We start from the raw sequence: 16188 nt of genomic DNA, 5'->3' as shown, positions 1-16188 counted from the left end.
AGGTAGATAGGACAGAGGTGGAAGTGCAGCAATGCATGGAGCTGACTGTTACTAATCGGTCGAGGGCTTGACCTGGAAGCATAAGGGAGAGGCCTTATGCAAAAGAAGAGTGGATTTGTTGCAGCATGTATGTGGTTTTGAAGGTACAATAGTTACCTGAAATGGCCCAGTGGCTCAGTTGGTTAGAGCGCCGCCCTGTCACGGCGGAGGTCGTGAGTTCGAGTCTCATCTGGGTCGTTTATTTCTAATTTATATAGCGGGATCTTAGCTCAGCTGGGAGAGCATCTGCCTTACAAGCAGAGGGTCATAGGTTCGAGCCCTATAGGTCCCATTTTGATACGGCACCCGTGCCGATGTGGCTCAATTGGCAGAGCAGCTGATTTGTAATCAGCAGGTTATCGGTTCGAGTCCGATCATCGGCTTCATGGATGGATTCCCGAGTGGCCAAAGGGGGCAGACTGTAAATCTGTTGGCAACGCCTTCGAAGGTTCGAATCCTTCTCCATCCATTTAAAATATTAATATCGCGGGGTGGAGCAGTCTGGAAGCTCGTCGGGCTCATAACCCGAAGGTCATAGGTTCAAATCCTGTCCCCGCTATTTTGCCCAGATAGCTCAGTTGGTAGAGCAGAGGACTGAAAATCCTCGTGTCGCTGGTTCGATTCCGGCTCTGGGCATTTTTTGGAGCATTAGCTCAGTTGGTAGAGCACTTGACTTTTAATCAAGTTGTCCGGGGTTCGAATCCCCGATGCTTCATGAAAAAACGGTATGGCTAACTGCCATACCGTTTTTTTATGTAATAGGAAATCCGATGGAATTTGACTGCCTGCGGCAGCCTGCATCTGGCGAGCCCCTCAAGAGTGAGGGAACGAGGAATTGAAGTGGGCTGCCCACTTTGTTTTTATTATACTAATTAAAATGAACCGTTATGGAACAAATCTCACTTCTGGTTCCCACGCGGATTCCAGGTCCCCATACGCCGGCTCCTGAGGTGACGATGCTGTGCATGTTACCGATTTCTAAATGGCCGTAAGAATTTTTCCAGGATAAACGGGTAATTAGATTAACAGGAAACATCTGTCCGTCGTGGGTATGACCTGAAAGATGCAGATCGATTCCACAGGTAGATAAGGTCTGTAAATCCTTTGGCTGATGATCCATTAAGATAAGGAACATTTTTTTATCTGTCTCAGATAGTAATTCCTCAGGAGACAATCGTTTTTCCTTTAATTTCTTTGTACGCTCTTCATCCTTTCGCCCTATCAGACAAAAAGAATCTCCCAGGTAAGTTTTCTGGTCTTCCAGTAACCGGATACGGGATTTCTGCAGAAATTCTTCCATACGCGGATCGGCAGTGATATTTTTTCTATTGGAGAAGGTGAATCCTGCTAAAATTGGCTCCTCAATGTCGTGATTACCCCAACAGGCATAAATGCCACAGGGGGCTTTCAGGCTTTGAAAAACGGTAATCAAATTTCCCGGAGAATCCAGAGCCTCATATTCGTTATCAAATATATCACCGGCAATACAGATGAGATCCGGGTGAAGGCGGTTAATGGCCTGTACGATTTTCATTGCGTGTATAGTTCCGGAATTATAGCCCAGATGGAGATCCGCCAGAAGAACAATTTTCAGTGAATCTTTTGTATGGGGCTTACCGGTTACAGTAATCTGGTAAGAAGTAATCTGCAGTCGTTTCGACTGATAAATCCCATAAGCGCTGATGGTTATTATAAAAAAGGCGGCAAAGGCTCCGGTTAGTATAAATACCATCCGGTTATCTAAAAACTTCAGATGAATACCAAAAATCAGAACAAGTCTGGCCAGATCCAGAAAAACCAGAGTAACAAGAAGATAACAGAAAATGCCCAGAAAATAGTTTCCAATGTTTTTCAGGATACGATGCAGCAGACGGGGCTTCTTTATAAGAAAGCCAGTGAGCGGAGCCGTTGCAATGATTAAGTAAAGGAATAATAGTAAAATCCTTAGAAAAGGATTTTGGAATATGTGATGGCAGGCATTCATCCACTGAAAGATTCGCCAGCCGATATAAAAATTGGTTAGTATATAAATGGGAGAAAGAAGTATTGCAATCATAAAAATTTCCTCCTTGAGTAAATTATAATTTATTTAAGGAAAAATGGGAAGCTTTTTACATATAGTATAGGAAGGATGTTATAAGGCGGTTTTTATGAAAGAGCGTCTTTCTATGGTTTTTTCTTTTCTTTTTCTTCTTCTTATTGTTCCCTATTTAGTTACTATTTTTATTAACGGCCCTCAAAGTTGTTTGAAGAGTAAAAATGCGGATCCGGAGGAGTTTTTGCCGTTTCTGGTATCCCGGCAGATACCGGGGGAATGTGATGCAGAAACTATGAAGGCTCAGGCGGTGATTACGAGAACAAATTTTTATTTTCAGATGCAGACGAAGGATATGCTGACTGTCTTAAAGGAAAGTTTCCAGAAACACAGTGATTTGATCTGGTTTCAGTTTTTAAAAGATTATCCGAAATTTACCGATGCTGCAGAGGCCACGGAGGAACTGGTGCTGACGAAGGATGGAGAGTTTTATCAGGTTCCTTATCATAAGGTCAGCGCAGGGATAACCAGAAGCGGCTCAGAGGTTCTGGGAGAGGAATATTCTTACCTGGAGTCGGTGGACAGCCGGCAGGATAAGGAATCGTATCAGTATCTGACCTCTGTTTATGTGGAGAAATCCCGGCTTCCGGATAAGCTGGAAATCGGGGAGAAGGATTCCCAGGGATATGTTATGACGGTATTTATTGACGGGGAAGGTATATCGGGAGAAGCTTTTGCGAAAGAAATGGGGCTTGCATCCAGTAATTTTTCCATTCAGGAGGTGGGGGAGAAGATTCGTTTCCTGTGCAGAGGAGAAGGGCATGGTTTTGGGATGTCTCAGTTCGGAGCGGATTTTCTGGCAGAAGAAGGAGACAGTTATAAAGAAATTTTAAGTACATATTTTCCCCAGTTTGAACTGGAGCGAAAAACAGTTGTAAATAAAGGAAGATTTTAAGAAAATAATGAATAGAGTCTCATATTCTGGCAACCATATACCTATAGCAACAGATAACAAGCAGAGGTGAAAAGAATATGACAAAAAAACAGAGAACCATCAGAATTATCGTAAACAGTGGGCTGTTAGTCGCTGTATTGGCTCTTGGTATTACCGTATACCAGGCAGGAACGAAAGATGAGGCTGTTCCACAGGAAATCACGGAGAACGAGGAGAGAGAAACCTCCTTTTTTTCAGAAGAAGAGGATAACAATTCTGTGAATATGGAAGACAGTCAGACAACAGAGGAGACAACAGACAGAGAAGAAACTGAAAGCCAGACAAAAGAGCAGGAAACAGAAGCTGACGAAACAACCAGTACATCTGTAGATAATGTAGAGGCAGAGGAATCCGCCAATACAGAAATCGATACATCATCACAGCAGGCAGAATTAAACTTTACAGAGGATTCCCTGATGGAATGGCCGGTAAACGGGAGTATTTTAATGGACTACAGTCCGGATAAAACTACGTATTTCCAGACTTTGGATCAGTATCGGATTAATCCGGCCCTGATTTTGCAGGCTGACCCGGGAACACAGGTTTCTGCGGCAGCCGACGGATCTGTATATTCTGTCTATGACGATCCGGTTATCGGAACAACTGTGATTATGGAACTTGGTAATGGGTATCAGGCTGTTTACGGACAGCTTCAGGATGTTACGGTAGCAGAAGGAGAAACCGTCATTGCAGGTTCTCCTGTGGGATGCGTGGCAGAACCTACAAAGTATTATGAAAAAGAGGGCAGCAACCTCTATTTCGCTCTGAAAAAAGACGGAGAACCGGTAGATCCCATCGTTTATCTTCCGTAAAGCTTTTTCCTCTCACTTCTTGCCGGGAATTGAATTTTGCAAGTATCCATGATACAATTTGGTACAGAGAATATCAGCAGGGCAAGAGGTGAGAGAATGAATATTAACGAAATCGCACAGCTTGCAGGGGTTTCCAGAGCCACTGTTTCCAGATATTTAAATGATGGATATGTAAGCACAGAAAAAAGGGAGAAGATACGGGCGGTCATAGAGCAGACCGGGTATCAGCCTTCTTCTCAGGCGCAGACACTGCGGACAAAGAAGACGAAACTGATCGGTATTATTCTGCCGAAAATAAATTCTGAGACCATCAGCCGTATGGCCGCCGGCGTCAGCGAGGTTCTGAACAAAAAGGGCTACCAGATAATTCTGGCAAATACGGATAACAGTATTCAGGAAGAATTAAAATATTTATCCCTGTTTAAAGATAATCAGGTGGATGGGATTATTTTTATCGCCACGATTTTTGTAAAGAAGCATCTTCAGCTTTTAAAAGAACTGAAAGTGCCCATCGTGATTCTGGGACAGTATCTGGAAGGATATTCCTGTGTATATCAGGACGATTACCATGCGGCGAAAGACCTGACGAAAATCTTATTGAAACAGAGTAAAAATGTGGGCTATATCGGAGTGACTTTAAAGGATAAGGCAGCAGGTTACAGCAGAAAGAAAGGATTTGAAGACGCCTTTAAAGAAGAAAAGCGCTCCCCGGATCCCCGGTATATGAAAGAGGCAACCTTTCAGCTTAAGTCCGGGTATGAAAAGGCGAAAGAACTTCTGGAAGAATTTCCCGAGGTTGACGCCCTGTTCTGCGCTACGGATAATCTGGCTATTGGCGCCTTAATCTATCTGCGGGAGCAGGGCAGAAAGGTCCCCGGGGAAATACAGGTGACAGGAACCGGAGACATACCCATGGGACAGATTGTGGTACCGAAACTGACTACGGTTCACTATTATTATAAGACCAGCGGAAAAGAGGCTGCATCGATGCTGGTGGGACTTCTGGAATCGGAAGAAGCGATAAGGAAGGAAATAAAAATGGGATATGAAATCATTCTCAGAGATACTACGAAGAATGAATAGAACTGAATTTAGGAATCAGAAACTGCTGTTAAGGGAGCTTATCAATCCCGCAGCAGTTTTTTTCTGCTATTTTATACAAAAAAGAGGGGGCAAGTTTGGTGGATACGATCTATTTACAAAATGGAAAAGGGGGAATATAATAAAGTCAAATATGAGAACGATACCATATATAATAAAAATATTAAAGATATTATATATGAAAAGTAACGTAAAATAAGGGAAAAAGAGAAAGGGTGGTTATGGGATGGATTACAGGAAATCAGCACAAGAAGTACTGAAACACATTGGCGGAAAAGAAAATTTAATTTCCGCAGCTCACTGCGCAACCAGGCTGCGTCTGGTTATCGGTGACAACAATAAGGCGGACAAAGAGGCCGTAGAGAACATTGACGGTGTAAAAGGCGTTTTCTTTGCCCAGGGACAGATGCAGATTATTTTCGGCACCGGAGTGGTAAACAAGGTTTACGATGAATTCATTAAAGAGGCAGGCGTATCGGAAACGTCGAAAGAAGAACTGAAGAAGGCAGCGGCTTCCAAAGCCAATCCCTTTCAGAGGTTAATTAAGACGCTGGGGGACATTTTTGTGCCGATTATTCCGGCCATCGTTGCCAGCGGTTTCTTAATGGGTATTATGGAATCCCTGAACTTCATGGTTTCCAACGGATTTTTAAATATTGATACTAACAGTTCGGTATATGTATTTGCCAATATCTTCAGCAACACAGCCTATACGTTCCTGCCGATTCTGATCGCTTTCAGTGCAGCGAAGGTATTCGGAGCCAATCCGTTTCTGGGAGCTGTCATCGGTATGATTATGATTCATCCGAATCTGCAGAATGCCTGGACGGTAGCAACAGAAGGCGTACAGGCAACCCAGAGCGTATGGTTCGGCCTTTATAAGATTAACATGGTAGGTTATCAGGGACACGTTATTCCGGTGGTAATCGCCGTGTGGATTCTGGCACAGATTGAGAAAAGACTGCATAAAATCGTACCTGCAATGTTCGATTTATTTGTAACTCCTCTGGTCAGTGTTTTTGTCACAGGATATTTGACCCTGTCTATTATCGGACCGGTATTTGTAACCATTGAAAACGGAATCTTAGACGGTGTACAGATGCTGATTGCCATTCCTCTGGGAATCGGAAGTTTCATTATGGGCGGTTTATATGCCAGCACTGTTGTGGCAGGCGTTCACCATATGTATACCATTATTGATTTGGGACAGATTGCCAAATACGGAATGACCTTCTGGCTTCCGCTGGCATCCGCAGCCAATCTGGGACAGGGCGGCGCTGCTTTGGCAGTGGCATTAAAGACAAAGAATAAAAAACTGAAATCTATGGCTCTTCCTTCTGCGCTCAGCGCATTTATGGGAATTACAGAACCTGCAATCTTCGGTGTGAATCTCCGGTTCGGAAAACCCTTTATTATGGCTTCTATCGGAGGCGCCTGCGGAGCGCTGGTTGCATCGGTGACTTCTCTGGGAGCTACAGGAACAGGTGTTACCGGTATTTTCGGAATCCTGTTATGTCTGAACAGCCCGCTGAATTATCTTTTCATGATGGTGGTTTCTGTCGGCGCAGCTTTTGTACTGACCTGGCTTTTCGGATTTAAGGATGAGAAAAAGGAAGCGAAGAAAGAGGAAGTAGTGGAAGAAGTTACGGTACAGGATCCTGCTTTCCAGGCAGAGAAGAATACCGTTTACAGTCCTCTGAAAGGGAATGTGATTCCTCTGGAAGAGGTAAAGGATGAAACCTTTGCAGCAGGCATTCTGGGTCAGGGCGTAGGTATTGAGCCTTCAGAAGGCAAAGTAGTATCTCCGGTAAAAGGAAAGATAGAAACTTTATTTGATACCAAACATGCTGTGGGAATTACCAGCGAGGACGGAGTAGAGCTTCTGATTCATGTGGGCCTGAACACTGTGGAGCTGGGAGGAAAATACTATACCGCCCATGTAGCAGAAGGAGATTCTGTGGAAGCAGGACAGGTACTTCTTACCTTTGATATGGAGCAGATAAAAGCAGCCGGCTATGATGTAACAACTCCGGTATTGGTGACAAATGCAGATCAATATGAGAAAATAGAGAAAAAAGACGCCGGACAGACAGAATTCTTAGAGAAACTTATTCAGGTAGGATAAAATAAGGAGAAAGAAATGAATCAGTTAGGGAAGATCATACAGGCAGAAGTATTGAGAATAGAAGAGGAGAGCAGGGGAAAAGAAATCCCCTGCCGCCCTCTGTTTCATATTATGCCGCCTGCGGGCTGGCTGAACGATCCCAATGGGCTTTGCTGGTTTCAGGGGAAATATCATGTGTTTTTCCAGTATTCCCCTTTTGACGTCAACGGAGGACTGAAGATCTGGGGACATATGACAGGAGAGGATCTGATAAACTGGGAATACCAGGGAGCCCCTCTTCTGGCCGATACCCCGTATGACTGCCATGGAGTTTACTCCGGATCAGCCTGGACTGAAGATGGAATCATGCATCTGTTTTACACAGGAAATGTAAAGTTTGAAGATAAAGAGTATGATTATATCAATAACGGCAGAGGTTCCTGTGTGCTTCACGTTTCCAGCAGAGACGGGATTCATTTTTCGGAAAAAAAGGTCGTGCTGACAAATCAGGATTACCCGGAGGACTATACCTGTCATGTGCGGGATCCGAAAGTCTGGAAAGAAGACGGAAAATACCGCATGATTTTAGGAGGCCGCAGAAAAGACGGGAAAGGTGCTGTGCTCTTTTATCAGTCGGAGGATTTGGAACACTGGGAACTGGAAAAGGAGTTAACCACGGAGAAACCCTTTGGCTATATGTGGGAATGTCCGGATCTCTTTTCTGTGAACGGGCAGAAGATTTTATCGGTATCTCCCCAGGGGCTTGAGCCTCAGGAGTACTGTTATCAGAATGTTTATCAGTCGGGATATTTCCTGGTTGAGAAGGAAGACGGCCGGGAACTTCAGCAGTTTAGAGAATGGGATTACGGATTTGATTTCTATGCGCCCCAGACTTTTGAGGATAACAGAGGAAGAAGGATCCTGATCGGCTGGATGGGCATGCCGGACAGCACAGAAGAATACCAGAATCCTACGGTCGCCCAGGGATGGCAGCATGTACTGACTCTGCCCAGGGAGATTACGGTCAGAGAGAAGAAAGTATATCAGTATCCGGTGGAGGAGCTGAAGGAACAGAGAAAAGACCGGGCGGAGATAAAGGGAGGAGAGGTTTACTCCTTTGAGGGAAATTATTTTGAAGTAGAGGCAGAAGCTGCCCGGGGAGATCTTAAGATTTGTCTGGATGAGGATCTTCATCTGGAATATGAGGAGAATACCCGGGAAATCCGTCTTATCTTTACAGGAGCAGGCGGATGTGGAAGAACCATAAGAAAGACGAGACTGGAGGAATTTCATTCTGTCAGACTGACTGCAGACGCCTCTTGTGTGGAGATCTATCTCAATCAGGGAGAAATGGTGTTCAGTACCAGATACTATCCTCAGACAGAAAAACGAAGTCTGAAGCTGGAAGGGATCTGGAAGTCCGCGGATTTTTATAAACTGAGCCGCTGAGAAAGGGATTCACAAAAACCGGAAATCTGAGTATAATAAAGCAGGCAGGGGAAAACCCCGGCTCCTTATTGAAAATACGCAGTCGAATTTTATTTTACAGAGCTTTATGGTTTCAATAAGGGAAAGATACTTTAATCGATTGCTTTATGATAGAGAGGAAGATCGCCGTGAGGACACAGCGGTTTTCCTTTACATAGATGGAAGGGAAATTATGAATTATACGTATCTGGTCCGGTGTGCGGACGGAACTTTCTATACCGGGTGGACAAACAATCTGGAAAAAAGGATGAAGACTCATAATGAAGGAAAAGGAGCCAAATACACCAGAGGAAAACGGCCGGTGGAACTGGTCTATTATGAGGGATATAAAACCAGAGAAGAGGCCATGAAAAGGGAATATGAGATTAAACAGTTAAGCCGTCAGGAGAAAGAAAAATTAATAAAAGAAGATTAAAAATCCCGAAACAGTCAGCAGATGATGGGACTGTTTCGGGATTTCCTATTACATGAAAAACGCTCCGCCATGGATGTGACCAGATGTATATGGACTTTTTATACGGGAAGGGGAAAGCTGGCTACAAAGAAGTACATAAGAATAAAGTGGCAGACGCTTCCCAGCATTACAAATACATGGAAAATTTCATGGGAACCGAAATTTTTATGTTTTGCATCAAAAACAGGAACTTTTAATCCGTAAATGATACCCCCAATGGTGTAGATAATGCCCCCGGCCAGAAGCCATCCGAATCCCGCCCGGGGAAGGGAATGGAAGATCGGGAAGAAGGCAAGTACACAGAGCCATCCCATGCCGATGTAGAGGACAGAGGAAAACCACTTGGGACAATTAATCCAGAATCCTTTCAGTAAGATTCCCACTATGGCTACGGTCCAGACACCGGCGCATAAAAGATAACCGATTTTATTATGAAGAACAATAAGGCATACGGGTGTATAACTTCCGGCAATCATAATAAATATCATCATGTGATCCGCCTTGCGGAGTCTGCGGTTGACCTTCTCCGAAGAATCCACGGAATGATAAATGGTGCTGGCAGTATAAAGCAGCACCATGGTCAGGATGAAGATGCTGATTGCGATAATATGAATGGTATCTGCCTCCCGCGCTGCTTTCACAATTAAGGGGACTGCTCCGACCCCCGCCAGCAGAACAGCGATCCCGTGAGTGATGGCGCTGCCTGGATCTTTCAACTGAATTCTCATGTTATACTCCTCCAATCTTGCATATAAAAATGAAAACTTTTATAAGTAGTTTTTAATACTATATTATCAATCTATGATTACTATACCACGATATTGAAAATAATCAAGGGGTTTTATAAAAAATTAACAAAAAAGTAGACAGAAATTCTACAGATTTTAACGAAAAAATTTTTAATGGGATAAATGGCTAAAAAATGATATAACTGGTACTTGATATTGCGGGAGGAAAGACTTAAAATATAAGAACCAAACGTTAAAGTAAAATAAAATTTATAAAAAGGCCATTAACATTTGGGGGAATTTCTGAAAGTTTACAAACCTGACCGTATAATTTTTGTTAAGAGTCTGCATAATGGTAGGTGAATCTTTTTAATTGGAACCTATAGGAAAGGAGCACCAGTTTATGCAGAAATTATACTTAACTTCAGAATGTATGGAGCAGTTCGGGGACTTTTTGAAAGAGAGGGAGAACACGCAGGCGACCGTGGAAAAATATCAGAGGGATGTAAAAGCCTTTCTGAGATATTTAGGCGGGGAACGGGTAGTTACTAAGGAGATTTTAAACCGCTATAAAGAATGGCTGCTGGAACATTATGCCGTATCCAGCGTAAACTCTATGATCACTGCCGTAAATCAGTTTTTAGTCAGCCTGCATGGAGAGGAGTTGAAGATTCGCAGAGTAAGAGTCCAGAGAGAGTTTTTCAGAAGTGCATCCAGAGAACTGAATCAGGAAGATTATAAAAAAATCCTGGATATTGCACAGAGGAAAGGGAAAGAACAACTGACCATGATTCTGCAGACCATCTGTGAGACAGGCATCCGGATCAGCGAACTTCAGTATTTCACCGTAGAGCAGGTGAAAAGGGGAAGGATCGAGATTCTGAATAAAGGAAAGTACAGGGTCATTTTACTTCCTGAAGGGCTGAGAAGTAAACTTCTTGCTTATATCGGTAAGTGCCGGATAAAGGAAGGTTATGTTTTCTGTACCAAGAGCGGAAATAAGAAAGACAGGAGTAACCTGTGGCGTGAAATGAAAGCGCTCTCCAGGGAAGCAGGCGTTCAGCAGGATAAAATGTATCCTCATAATCTGAGACATCTGTTTGCAAGGAATTTTTATAAGGAAACCGGAAATTTATCAAATCTGGCAAATCTGCTGGGACATACAAGTCTGGAAGTGACCCGTGTTTATACCATGGAAAGCATGGAAGAATGTGAGAAAATGCTGAATTGGGTAAACAGAAGGACAGCAATATTATAAAACAAAATAGAATAACAACATAATATTAGTTATGTTGTACCTTTTTTTAATTTTAGAGACTCTCAAGGCCTCTGTCAACACAATTACAATGAAATTTATTACATTAACCCATAAAATTTGGGCAATTTAACAAACATTTTACATAAAAGAATACACACCAGTTAATTTTCAATGCTTTTTTTACAACGTAACTAATACTATGTTGTTAAGAAAGCATTTTTTAAATGGATAAAACTGGATACCACATCCGGCAGACTTGTTCTGGCCGGATTGCTGGCCCTATAGTCTGATAGATAGATAAGATTTATAGGATAAAGGAGGAGTGAAAAGGTGAAAACAAAGACAAAACGGATACTGGCTCTGATGCTGGTGTTTCTGCTTGTAGTCACTACAGGCGGCGGAGTTGTCTCTGCGAATGTGGGAGAAGAGCAGGCAGAAGAGACGTACTCCGACGGTTTGTGCGAGCATCATCCGGAGCACACAGAGGACTGCGGTTATCAGGAGGCTTCTGAGGGAAGCGACTGTACCCATGAACATACGGAGGACTGTTATACGCAGGATGAGAATGGAGAAACGATTCTCGACTGTCAGCATGAGCATGACGATACCTGCGGATACGAGGAGGCCACAGAAGGAAGTCCCTGTACATATAACTGCGAAATCTGCAGTGGAAATGTACTGGAAGAGGAAGAGACAGCCGTTCTGGAAGAAGAAACCGATGAGATACTGCAGGAAGAGGGAACAGATGAAGCTGCCCCGACAGCCGGTCAGACAGAGATTTCTCAATGGACCTGGGTGGATGATTATGAAATCATGCAGTGGTCTGAGGAAAATAAGCAGTGGGAAGTGGCTTTTCCCGGAGCGAGCCAGTCTAATCCGGTGACGGCAGAGATATTAAAAGAAATGTTTCCACAGAAGATACAGACAGAGAAAGATGGAAACAAACAGGAAATTTCTATTACATGGGATTTTAAAGGATTTCCGGAGAGCGCTTATGAAGGTGAGTATACCTTTACTCCTTCATTGGAAACCGGTTATCAGTTAGCCAAAGATGCAAAACCTCTGAAAGTACATATGACATTAGGTGGCGCAGACGCTTATGCGCTAAGCGATTATACAGTAGAGGGAATATCTCCCCAGGGGACTACAATCAATCTGTTTGATTACTGGAACGGGCAAAATGGAACGGAGGTAGTGGGTGACACTACAAATGGAATTAATCAGAACAGGCAGCTTCACTTTCATGCAGGTGATGCAATTGGCAGAGATCCATTTAATACCTGGACAGGATCCGGAGGCGGATCCAGACAGGGAATAGTGAAAAAAACTCTGGAAAATGGATACCCGATGCTGGGTGCTTCAAATACATTAGGTATTGATCAAGATGAATCATTGGCTTATTTGTTTAATAGTTATGATTCCGATACAACGGGCAGTAATTATGTAAACGGAAAAAAAGCTTACGCAGATGTGGACGGACTGCTTCAGTTGGATGACGATGGTTACTATTATTATAATGCAGCATATAAAGTGACGCGAACTGGCTATCAGGGAAATTATACTTATAACAGAGATTGGAGTACACTTCCGGATGGATTTGCATCTGCCAATTTTGCTACTTTTAATGCAAGTACGAATTCCTTTGAACTTTATAATCAAGGTGCGGTGTCTCCCACAGGAACAACATCTCCTAACGGACAGTTCTTTCCTTTTGACGGGGCAGGCGAGGTGTTTCGGGAGGCAAATGGAAGTCTTCAGAGAAAGGATAAGACATCGGGAAGCGGAAGCGGATTGAATCATTATTTCGGACTTTCCATGACTTCCCGCTTCGTTCAGCAGGAAGGCGGTACAAATGATGGAAAAGACGTTACATATCAGTTTTCCGGTGACGATGACGTCTGGGTGTTTATTGATGACGTACTTGTAGGGGATCTGGGTGGTATTCACGATGCCTGTTCATTCACCATAAATTTCAAAACGGGGAATGTAACGGTTTATAACAGCGTTGGCGGTGAGGTTCAGAATACTACATTAAGAAATTTATATAATGCTGCAGGAAGATTAGATAGTGTTCAGTGGTCTGCAGATAATAGGAATACTTTTGCAGACAATACGTATCATACCCTAAACTTCTTCTATCTGGAGAGAGGTAACAATGACTCCAATATGAGCCTGAAGTTTAACCTGGTAACAGTGCCTCAGAGTAGTGTATTTAAGGTAGACCAGGCAGGCGAACCGGTAGCAGGCGCAGAGTTTGAATTATACAGTGCAGATGAAAATTATAATGTAGGAAATTTGATCTGTAGGGGAACAACCAACGAAGCCGGCGAATTCGTATTTGTGGATGATGAGGGATTCCTAATCAGTCTGGAAGATCTTTATAATACTTATGACTATTTAGTTCTAAAGGAAACAAAGGCTCCGGAAGGTTACCGGAAGATAAAAGACGCTGAGCTGTATTTTTATGAAGGAAATGGAAATCTTGCGTTACTGTCGGGTAATCACTGGGAAACGGGAGCATATGCCAGTGGTAATGCGACCATTTCTTCAGGCGAGAAAGTTGAATTAGAAGACGGGACAGAGGTAAATCTTGATGATGGCGGGACCATGTTTGCAGTTGTACTGAGGTATAAAGGACCAACATCTGCAGAAACTGCTGACCTGGCAGATTCAGCCAACTGGACTGCCATGTATGGAGATCCCATTGACGGCTGGCATTCCTATGATACTGGTGATGCACTTGGGGATTCCATCCAGGCGGCACAGACAAATATGCAGACATATAATAAGAATTACTCTTTTGCAGCAGATTCAAGCGGAGCCTATGTGGCAACGGTAACGGATTTGCCCGGAGACGTAAAAACTTATTATCATATGCTGGATAACAATGAAAAAGAAAATACGAAGTACATTATAACCTTTTATTACACAACCGCTTCCAGTGTTATGGGGGCAACTACAGGCAATACAAGTCGCGTTGCAGATACTTCCAATCAGGATTTGTTTAAACGTAACTTTTCCGTGAATTTATTTGTGACGGATATTAAGAATAATCTCTATGTTCAGAAACTGGATAATGAGGGACATGCAGTGTCTGTAGCGGAACATGGCAGTGCAACGTTTGCATTAGTTCCGGCTGATAATAATGGAGATTACGATGAAACTATAGGAGCATGGGATGAAAAAGATACAGCAGATTTGACGGAGCCATTTGCACTTGAAGGAGGAATTCAATTTACCGGTATTCCAGAGGGAAAATACTACCTGGTAGAAACACAAGCCCCGGATGGTTATAAACTGAATTCTACTCCGATCGCCGTGGTAGTAGACAACACAGGTGTCTATGTAGACGCGGGGAACGAGGAGGACGGCGTTGCCGTATGGCGTGGTGTCGGCTCCATTGTAAAGAGTATGGTTCAGTTCGCGGCAGACGATATGGTGGATGCGACTCTCCATGATATACAGGCAATTCTGTGTAATACGGATAATTATGAAGGAGAAGGAACCACCTGGACAGAGACCGGTCAGCAGACGCATCTGCAGTATTTAACAGGAAATCCGCTTCTGGAATATGGACCTGCCACAACAGACAGCATGCAGTCTCTGCAGACGACATCAGGGTGGTCGAAACTTGTGATTCAGCAATGTCTGAATCATGATGATGAAACTAATTCCCCGAAACAGGAGATAGGCGATATAGATCTTGTAAATCTTTTCTCTGGTTCTGTTATTGTAAATGTAGAGGATCAGAAGATTGGAAACCTGCAGATTAGCAAAACGGTTACAGGAGATGACGCTCCGGCAGGCGCTGTGTTTGCCTTTGATATTACGCTGAGAGATGCAGAGGGAGATCTGCTCAATGGGGAATATACGACAGTAGATGAGAGTAACCAGACAGGAACGATTACCTTTACAGATGGTAAGCCTTCTGTGGAAGTGAAACTGATGAACGGAGAATCGATAACCATTCAGGATCTTCCCGCCGGGGCAACTTATACCATTCAGGAAACCGATATTCCTGCGGGATTTACGCCTTCCGTTACGGTAACGGGCGATGCTACTGCGCAGACGCAGGGAGGTACAGTAAACGGAACCGTTCCTCATAACCAAACGGCAGCGGCAGCATATACAAATGATTATAACGGATATGCAACGGTAACTATTTCCGGAAGAAAGACGTTAGATGGAAGAAATCTGACCCAAGAGGATCATTTCGGATTTACTGTTGAGGCAGCAGGAGACACGGTGGATGCTGTGGGGGCAGGAAATGTGGTTATGCCGCAAAATACAGCGGCTGAGGTAACCGGAGACGGATCGGTTAATACTATGCAGTACTCCTTTGACGGAATTACATTTAAGCAGGCAGGTACCTATACTTTCCATGTGAAGGAAACGCTGCCCCAGGGAGTGACAGGAGATTCGCCATCTCAGAATGGTATGACTTATGATACCCATACTGCTGTTGTAACAGTAACGGTAGAAGCGAATGCAGATGGGATTTTAGAAGCAAAAACGGTCAGCTACGACAATACAGGAGCGATAGATGCCCAGGATGCCCAGACGACGGATATGGCGGCATTTACGAACTACGTATCTGCAGACTTTGCTTTCACAAAAATAACGAAAGACGGCGCGCCTCTGGGCGGAGCAGTATTTGCGCTCTATCGGCTGGAATGCACAGATACGGAACATCACGATCATGCAGATGATCTGATTGAAGTTGGAGATGCACAGACCGGAGTTCTCAGCGATAATTACGCTTATAAAGACTGCTGGAAACTGGTTGATGTACAGACTTCCTCTGAGGATGAGGGAGAGGTAAACTTTACAGGAATTGCTGTAAGTGGAATCGCATACCGATTAGTGGAGATAAAAGCACCGGATGGTTATACACTTCCCAATGGACAGTGGATCGTTTCTTATAATGAGGATGAAAAGGAATTTACCATTCAGGAAAACGGTGCAGTGGGAAATCCCCCGGCATTTAACGGAGCGGACGGTACTATTATTAACTACTTACCAAGCGAACTTCCCTTCGCCGGAAATATCGGCATCCTGAAATTCCTGGCCATTGGCGCAGTGCTGATGGCGGCAGGAGGAGCAGGATTCCTGTGGAACATCCGCAGAAAACGGAGAATGCAGAGAATCCGCAAAAACTGACACAAATAAACGAGG

At 43.7% G+C, this 16188-nt stretch carries 10 protein-coding genes and 7 tRNA genes; 15 read left to right on the top strand and 2 right to left on the bottom strand.

What is annotated here, in order from left to right; translation table 11 throughout:
* Window positions 1–163: 163 nt before the first annotated feature.
* The 7 genes from B5F53_RS16515 (at window position 164) to B5F53_RS16485 (ending at window position 754) form a co-directional block, all read left to right on the top strand.
* Window positions 164–237: transfer RNA gene (locus B5F53_RS16515), tRNA-Asp, on the top strand.
* 21 nt (window positions 238–258) lie between these two features.
* Window positions 259–331: transfer RNA gene (locus tag B5F53_RS16510), tRNA-Val, on the top strand.
* Between the two features lie 18 nt (window positions 332–349).
* Window positions 350–422 (top strand) — tRNA-Thr (locus B5F53_RS16505).
* A 4-nt stretch (window positions 423–426) separates the two neighbouring features.
* Window positions 427–508 (top strand) — tRNA-Tyr (locus B5F53_RS16500).
* A gap of 16 nt (window positions 509–524) precedes the next feature.
* Window positions 525–598: transfer RNA gene (locus tag B5F53_RS16495), tRNA-Met, on the top strand.
* 4 nt (window positions 599–602) lie between these two features.
* Window positions 603–675, top strand: a tRNA-Phe gene (locus tag B5F53_RS16490).
* Window positions 676–681: 6 nt separating this feature from the next.
* Window positions 682–754: transfer RNA gene (locus B5F53_RS16485), tRNA-Lys, on the top strand.
* A gap of 153 nt (window positions 755–907) precedes the next feature.
* On the opposite strand, the gene B5F53_RS16480 is transcribed toward B5F53_RS16485, so the two are convergent.
* Entirely contained in the window at window positions 908–2095 is a 1188-nt protein-coding gene (locus B5F53_RS16480) for a metallophosphoesterase (protein WP_087225696.1), read from the bottom strand.
* A gap of 94 nt (window positions 2096–2189) precedes the next feature.
* On the opposite strand from B5F53_RS16480, the gene B5F53_RS16475 reads away from it, so the two are divergent.
* The 6 genes from B5F53_RS16475 (at window position 2190) to B5F53_RS16450 (ending at window position 8988) form a co-directional block, all read left to right on the top strand.
* On the top strand, window positions 2190–3029 hold the full coding sequence (locus B5F53_RS16475) for a SpoIID/LytB domain-containing protein (RefSeq protein ID WP_087225693.1): 840 nt from the start codon (window positions 2190–2192) through the stop codon (window positions 3027–3029).
* A 77-nt stretch (window positions 3030–3106) separates the two neighbouring features.
* A complete protein-coding gene (locus tag B5F53_RS16470; RefSeq protein ID WP_087225690.1) occupies window positions 3107–3880 on the top strand; it encodes a peptidoglycan DD-metalloendopeptidase family protein in 774 nt (257 codons plus the stop codon).
* Between the two features lie 96 nt (window positions 3881–3976).
* On the top strand, window positions 3977–4963 hold the full coding sequence (locus B5F53_RS16465) for a LacI family DNA-binding transcriptional regulator (protein WP_087225687.1): 987 nt from the start codon (window positions 3977–3979) through the stop codon (window positions 4961–4963).
* A 244-nt stretch (window positions 4964–5207) separates the two neighbouring features.
* Window positions 5208–7106, top strand: coding sequence for a sucrose-specific PTS transporter subunit IIBC (locus B5F53_RS16460; RefSeq protein ID WP_087225684.1), 1899 nt, complete (start codon window positions 5208–5210; stop codon window positions 7104–7106).
* Window positions 7107–7121: 15 nt separating this feature from the next.
* Complete coding sequence (locus B5F53_RS16455) at window positions 7122–8534, top strand: glycoside hydrolase family 32 protein (protein WP_087225681.1); 1413 nt, start codon at window positions 7122–7124, stop codon at window positions 8532–8534.
* A gap of 211 nt (window positions 8535–8745) precedes the next feature.
* A complete protein-coding gene (locus B5F53_RS16450; RefSeq protein ID WP_087225678.1) occupies window positions 8746–8988 on the top strand; it encodes a GIY-YIG nuclease family protein in 243 nt (80 codons plus the stop codon).
* 98 nt (window positions 8989–9086) lie between these two features.
* Here the strand turns inward: B5F53_RS16450 and trhA are convergent, their stop codons facing one another.
* Complete coding sequence (trhA, locus tag B5F53_RS16445) at window positions 9087–9755, bottom strand: PAQR family membrane homeostasis protein TrhA (RefSeq protein WP_087225676.1); 669 nt, start codon at window positions 9753–9755, stop codon at window positions 9087–9089.
* 403 nt (window positions 9756–10158) lie between these two features.
* Between trhA and B5F53_RS16440 the strand changes: the two genes are divergently transcribed.
* Together B5F53_RS16440 and B5F53_RS16435 are read left to right on the top strand one after the other, a co-directional pair.
* Window positions 10159–11013, top strand: coding sequence for a tyrosine-type recombinase/integrase (locus B5F53_RS16440; RefSeq protein WP_087225673.1), 855 nt, complete (start codon window positions 10159–10161; stop codon window positions 11011–11013).
* A gap of 330 nt (window positions 11014–11343) precedes the next feature.
* Window positions 11344–16173 carry a SpaA isopeptide-forming pilin-related protein gene (locus B5F53_RS16435; RefSeq protein ID WP_087225670.1) on the top strand — a complete coding sequence of 1610 codons (4830 nt, stop codon included), beginning with the start codon at window positions 11344–11346 and terminating at the stop codon, window positions 16171–16173.
* The last annotated feature ends 15 nt before the right edge of the window (window positions 16174–16188 follow it).

Origin of the sequence: Blautia sp. An249 (assembly GCF_002159835.1) — a bacterium.
In the GTDB taxonomy this organism is placed as follows: domain Bacteria; phylum Bacillota; class Clostridia; order Lachnospirales; family Lachnospiraceae; genus Blautia_A; species Blautia_A avistercoris.
The sequence above is the reverse complement of the archived record's forward strand: the minus strand, read 5'-3'. Positions and strand labels throughout refer to the sequence as shown.

Excerpts from the sequence above, each read along its gene's own strand:
- B5F53_RS16460 (WP_087225684.1), top strand. The coding sequence starts at position 5,208 with ATGGATTACAGGAAATCAGCACAAGAAGTACTGAAACACATTGGCGGA.
- B5F53_RS16465 (WP_087225687.1), top strand. The coding sequence starts at position 3,977 with ATGAATATTAACGAAATCGCACAGCTTGCAGGGGTTTCCAGAGCCACT.
- B5F53_RS16455 (WP_087225681.1), top strand. The coding sequence starts at position 7,122 with ATGAATCAGTTAGGGAAGATCATACAGGCAGAAGTATTGAGAATAGAA.
- B5F53_RS16450 (WP_087225678.1), top strand. The coding sequence starts at position 8,746 with ATGAATTATACGTATCTGGTCCGGTGTGCGGACGGAACTTTCTATACC.
- B5F53_RS16470 (WP_087225690.1), top strand. The coding sequence starts at position 3,107 with ATGACAAAAAAACAGAGAACCATCAGAATTATCGTAAACAGTGGGCTG.
- B5F53_RS16480 (WP_087225696.1), bottom strand. The coding sequence starts at position 2,095 with ATGATTGCAATACTTCTTTCTCCCATTTATATACTAACCAATTTTTAT.
- B5F53_RS16475 (WP_087225693.1), top strand. The coding sequence starts at position 2,190 with ATGAAAGAGCGTCTTTCTATGGTTTTTTCTTTTCTTTTTCTTCTTCTT.
- B5F53_RS16440 (WP_087225673.1), top strand. The coding sequence starts at position 10,159 with ATGCAGAAATTATACTTAACTTCAGAATGTATGGAGCAGTTCGGGGAC.
- trhA (WP_087225676.1), bottom strand. The coding sequence starts at position 9,755 with ATGAGAATTCAGTTGAAAGATCCAGGCAGCGCCATCACTCACGGGATC.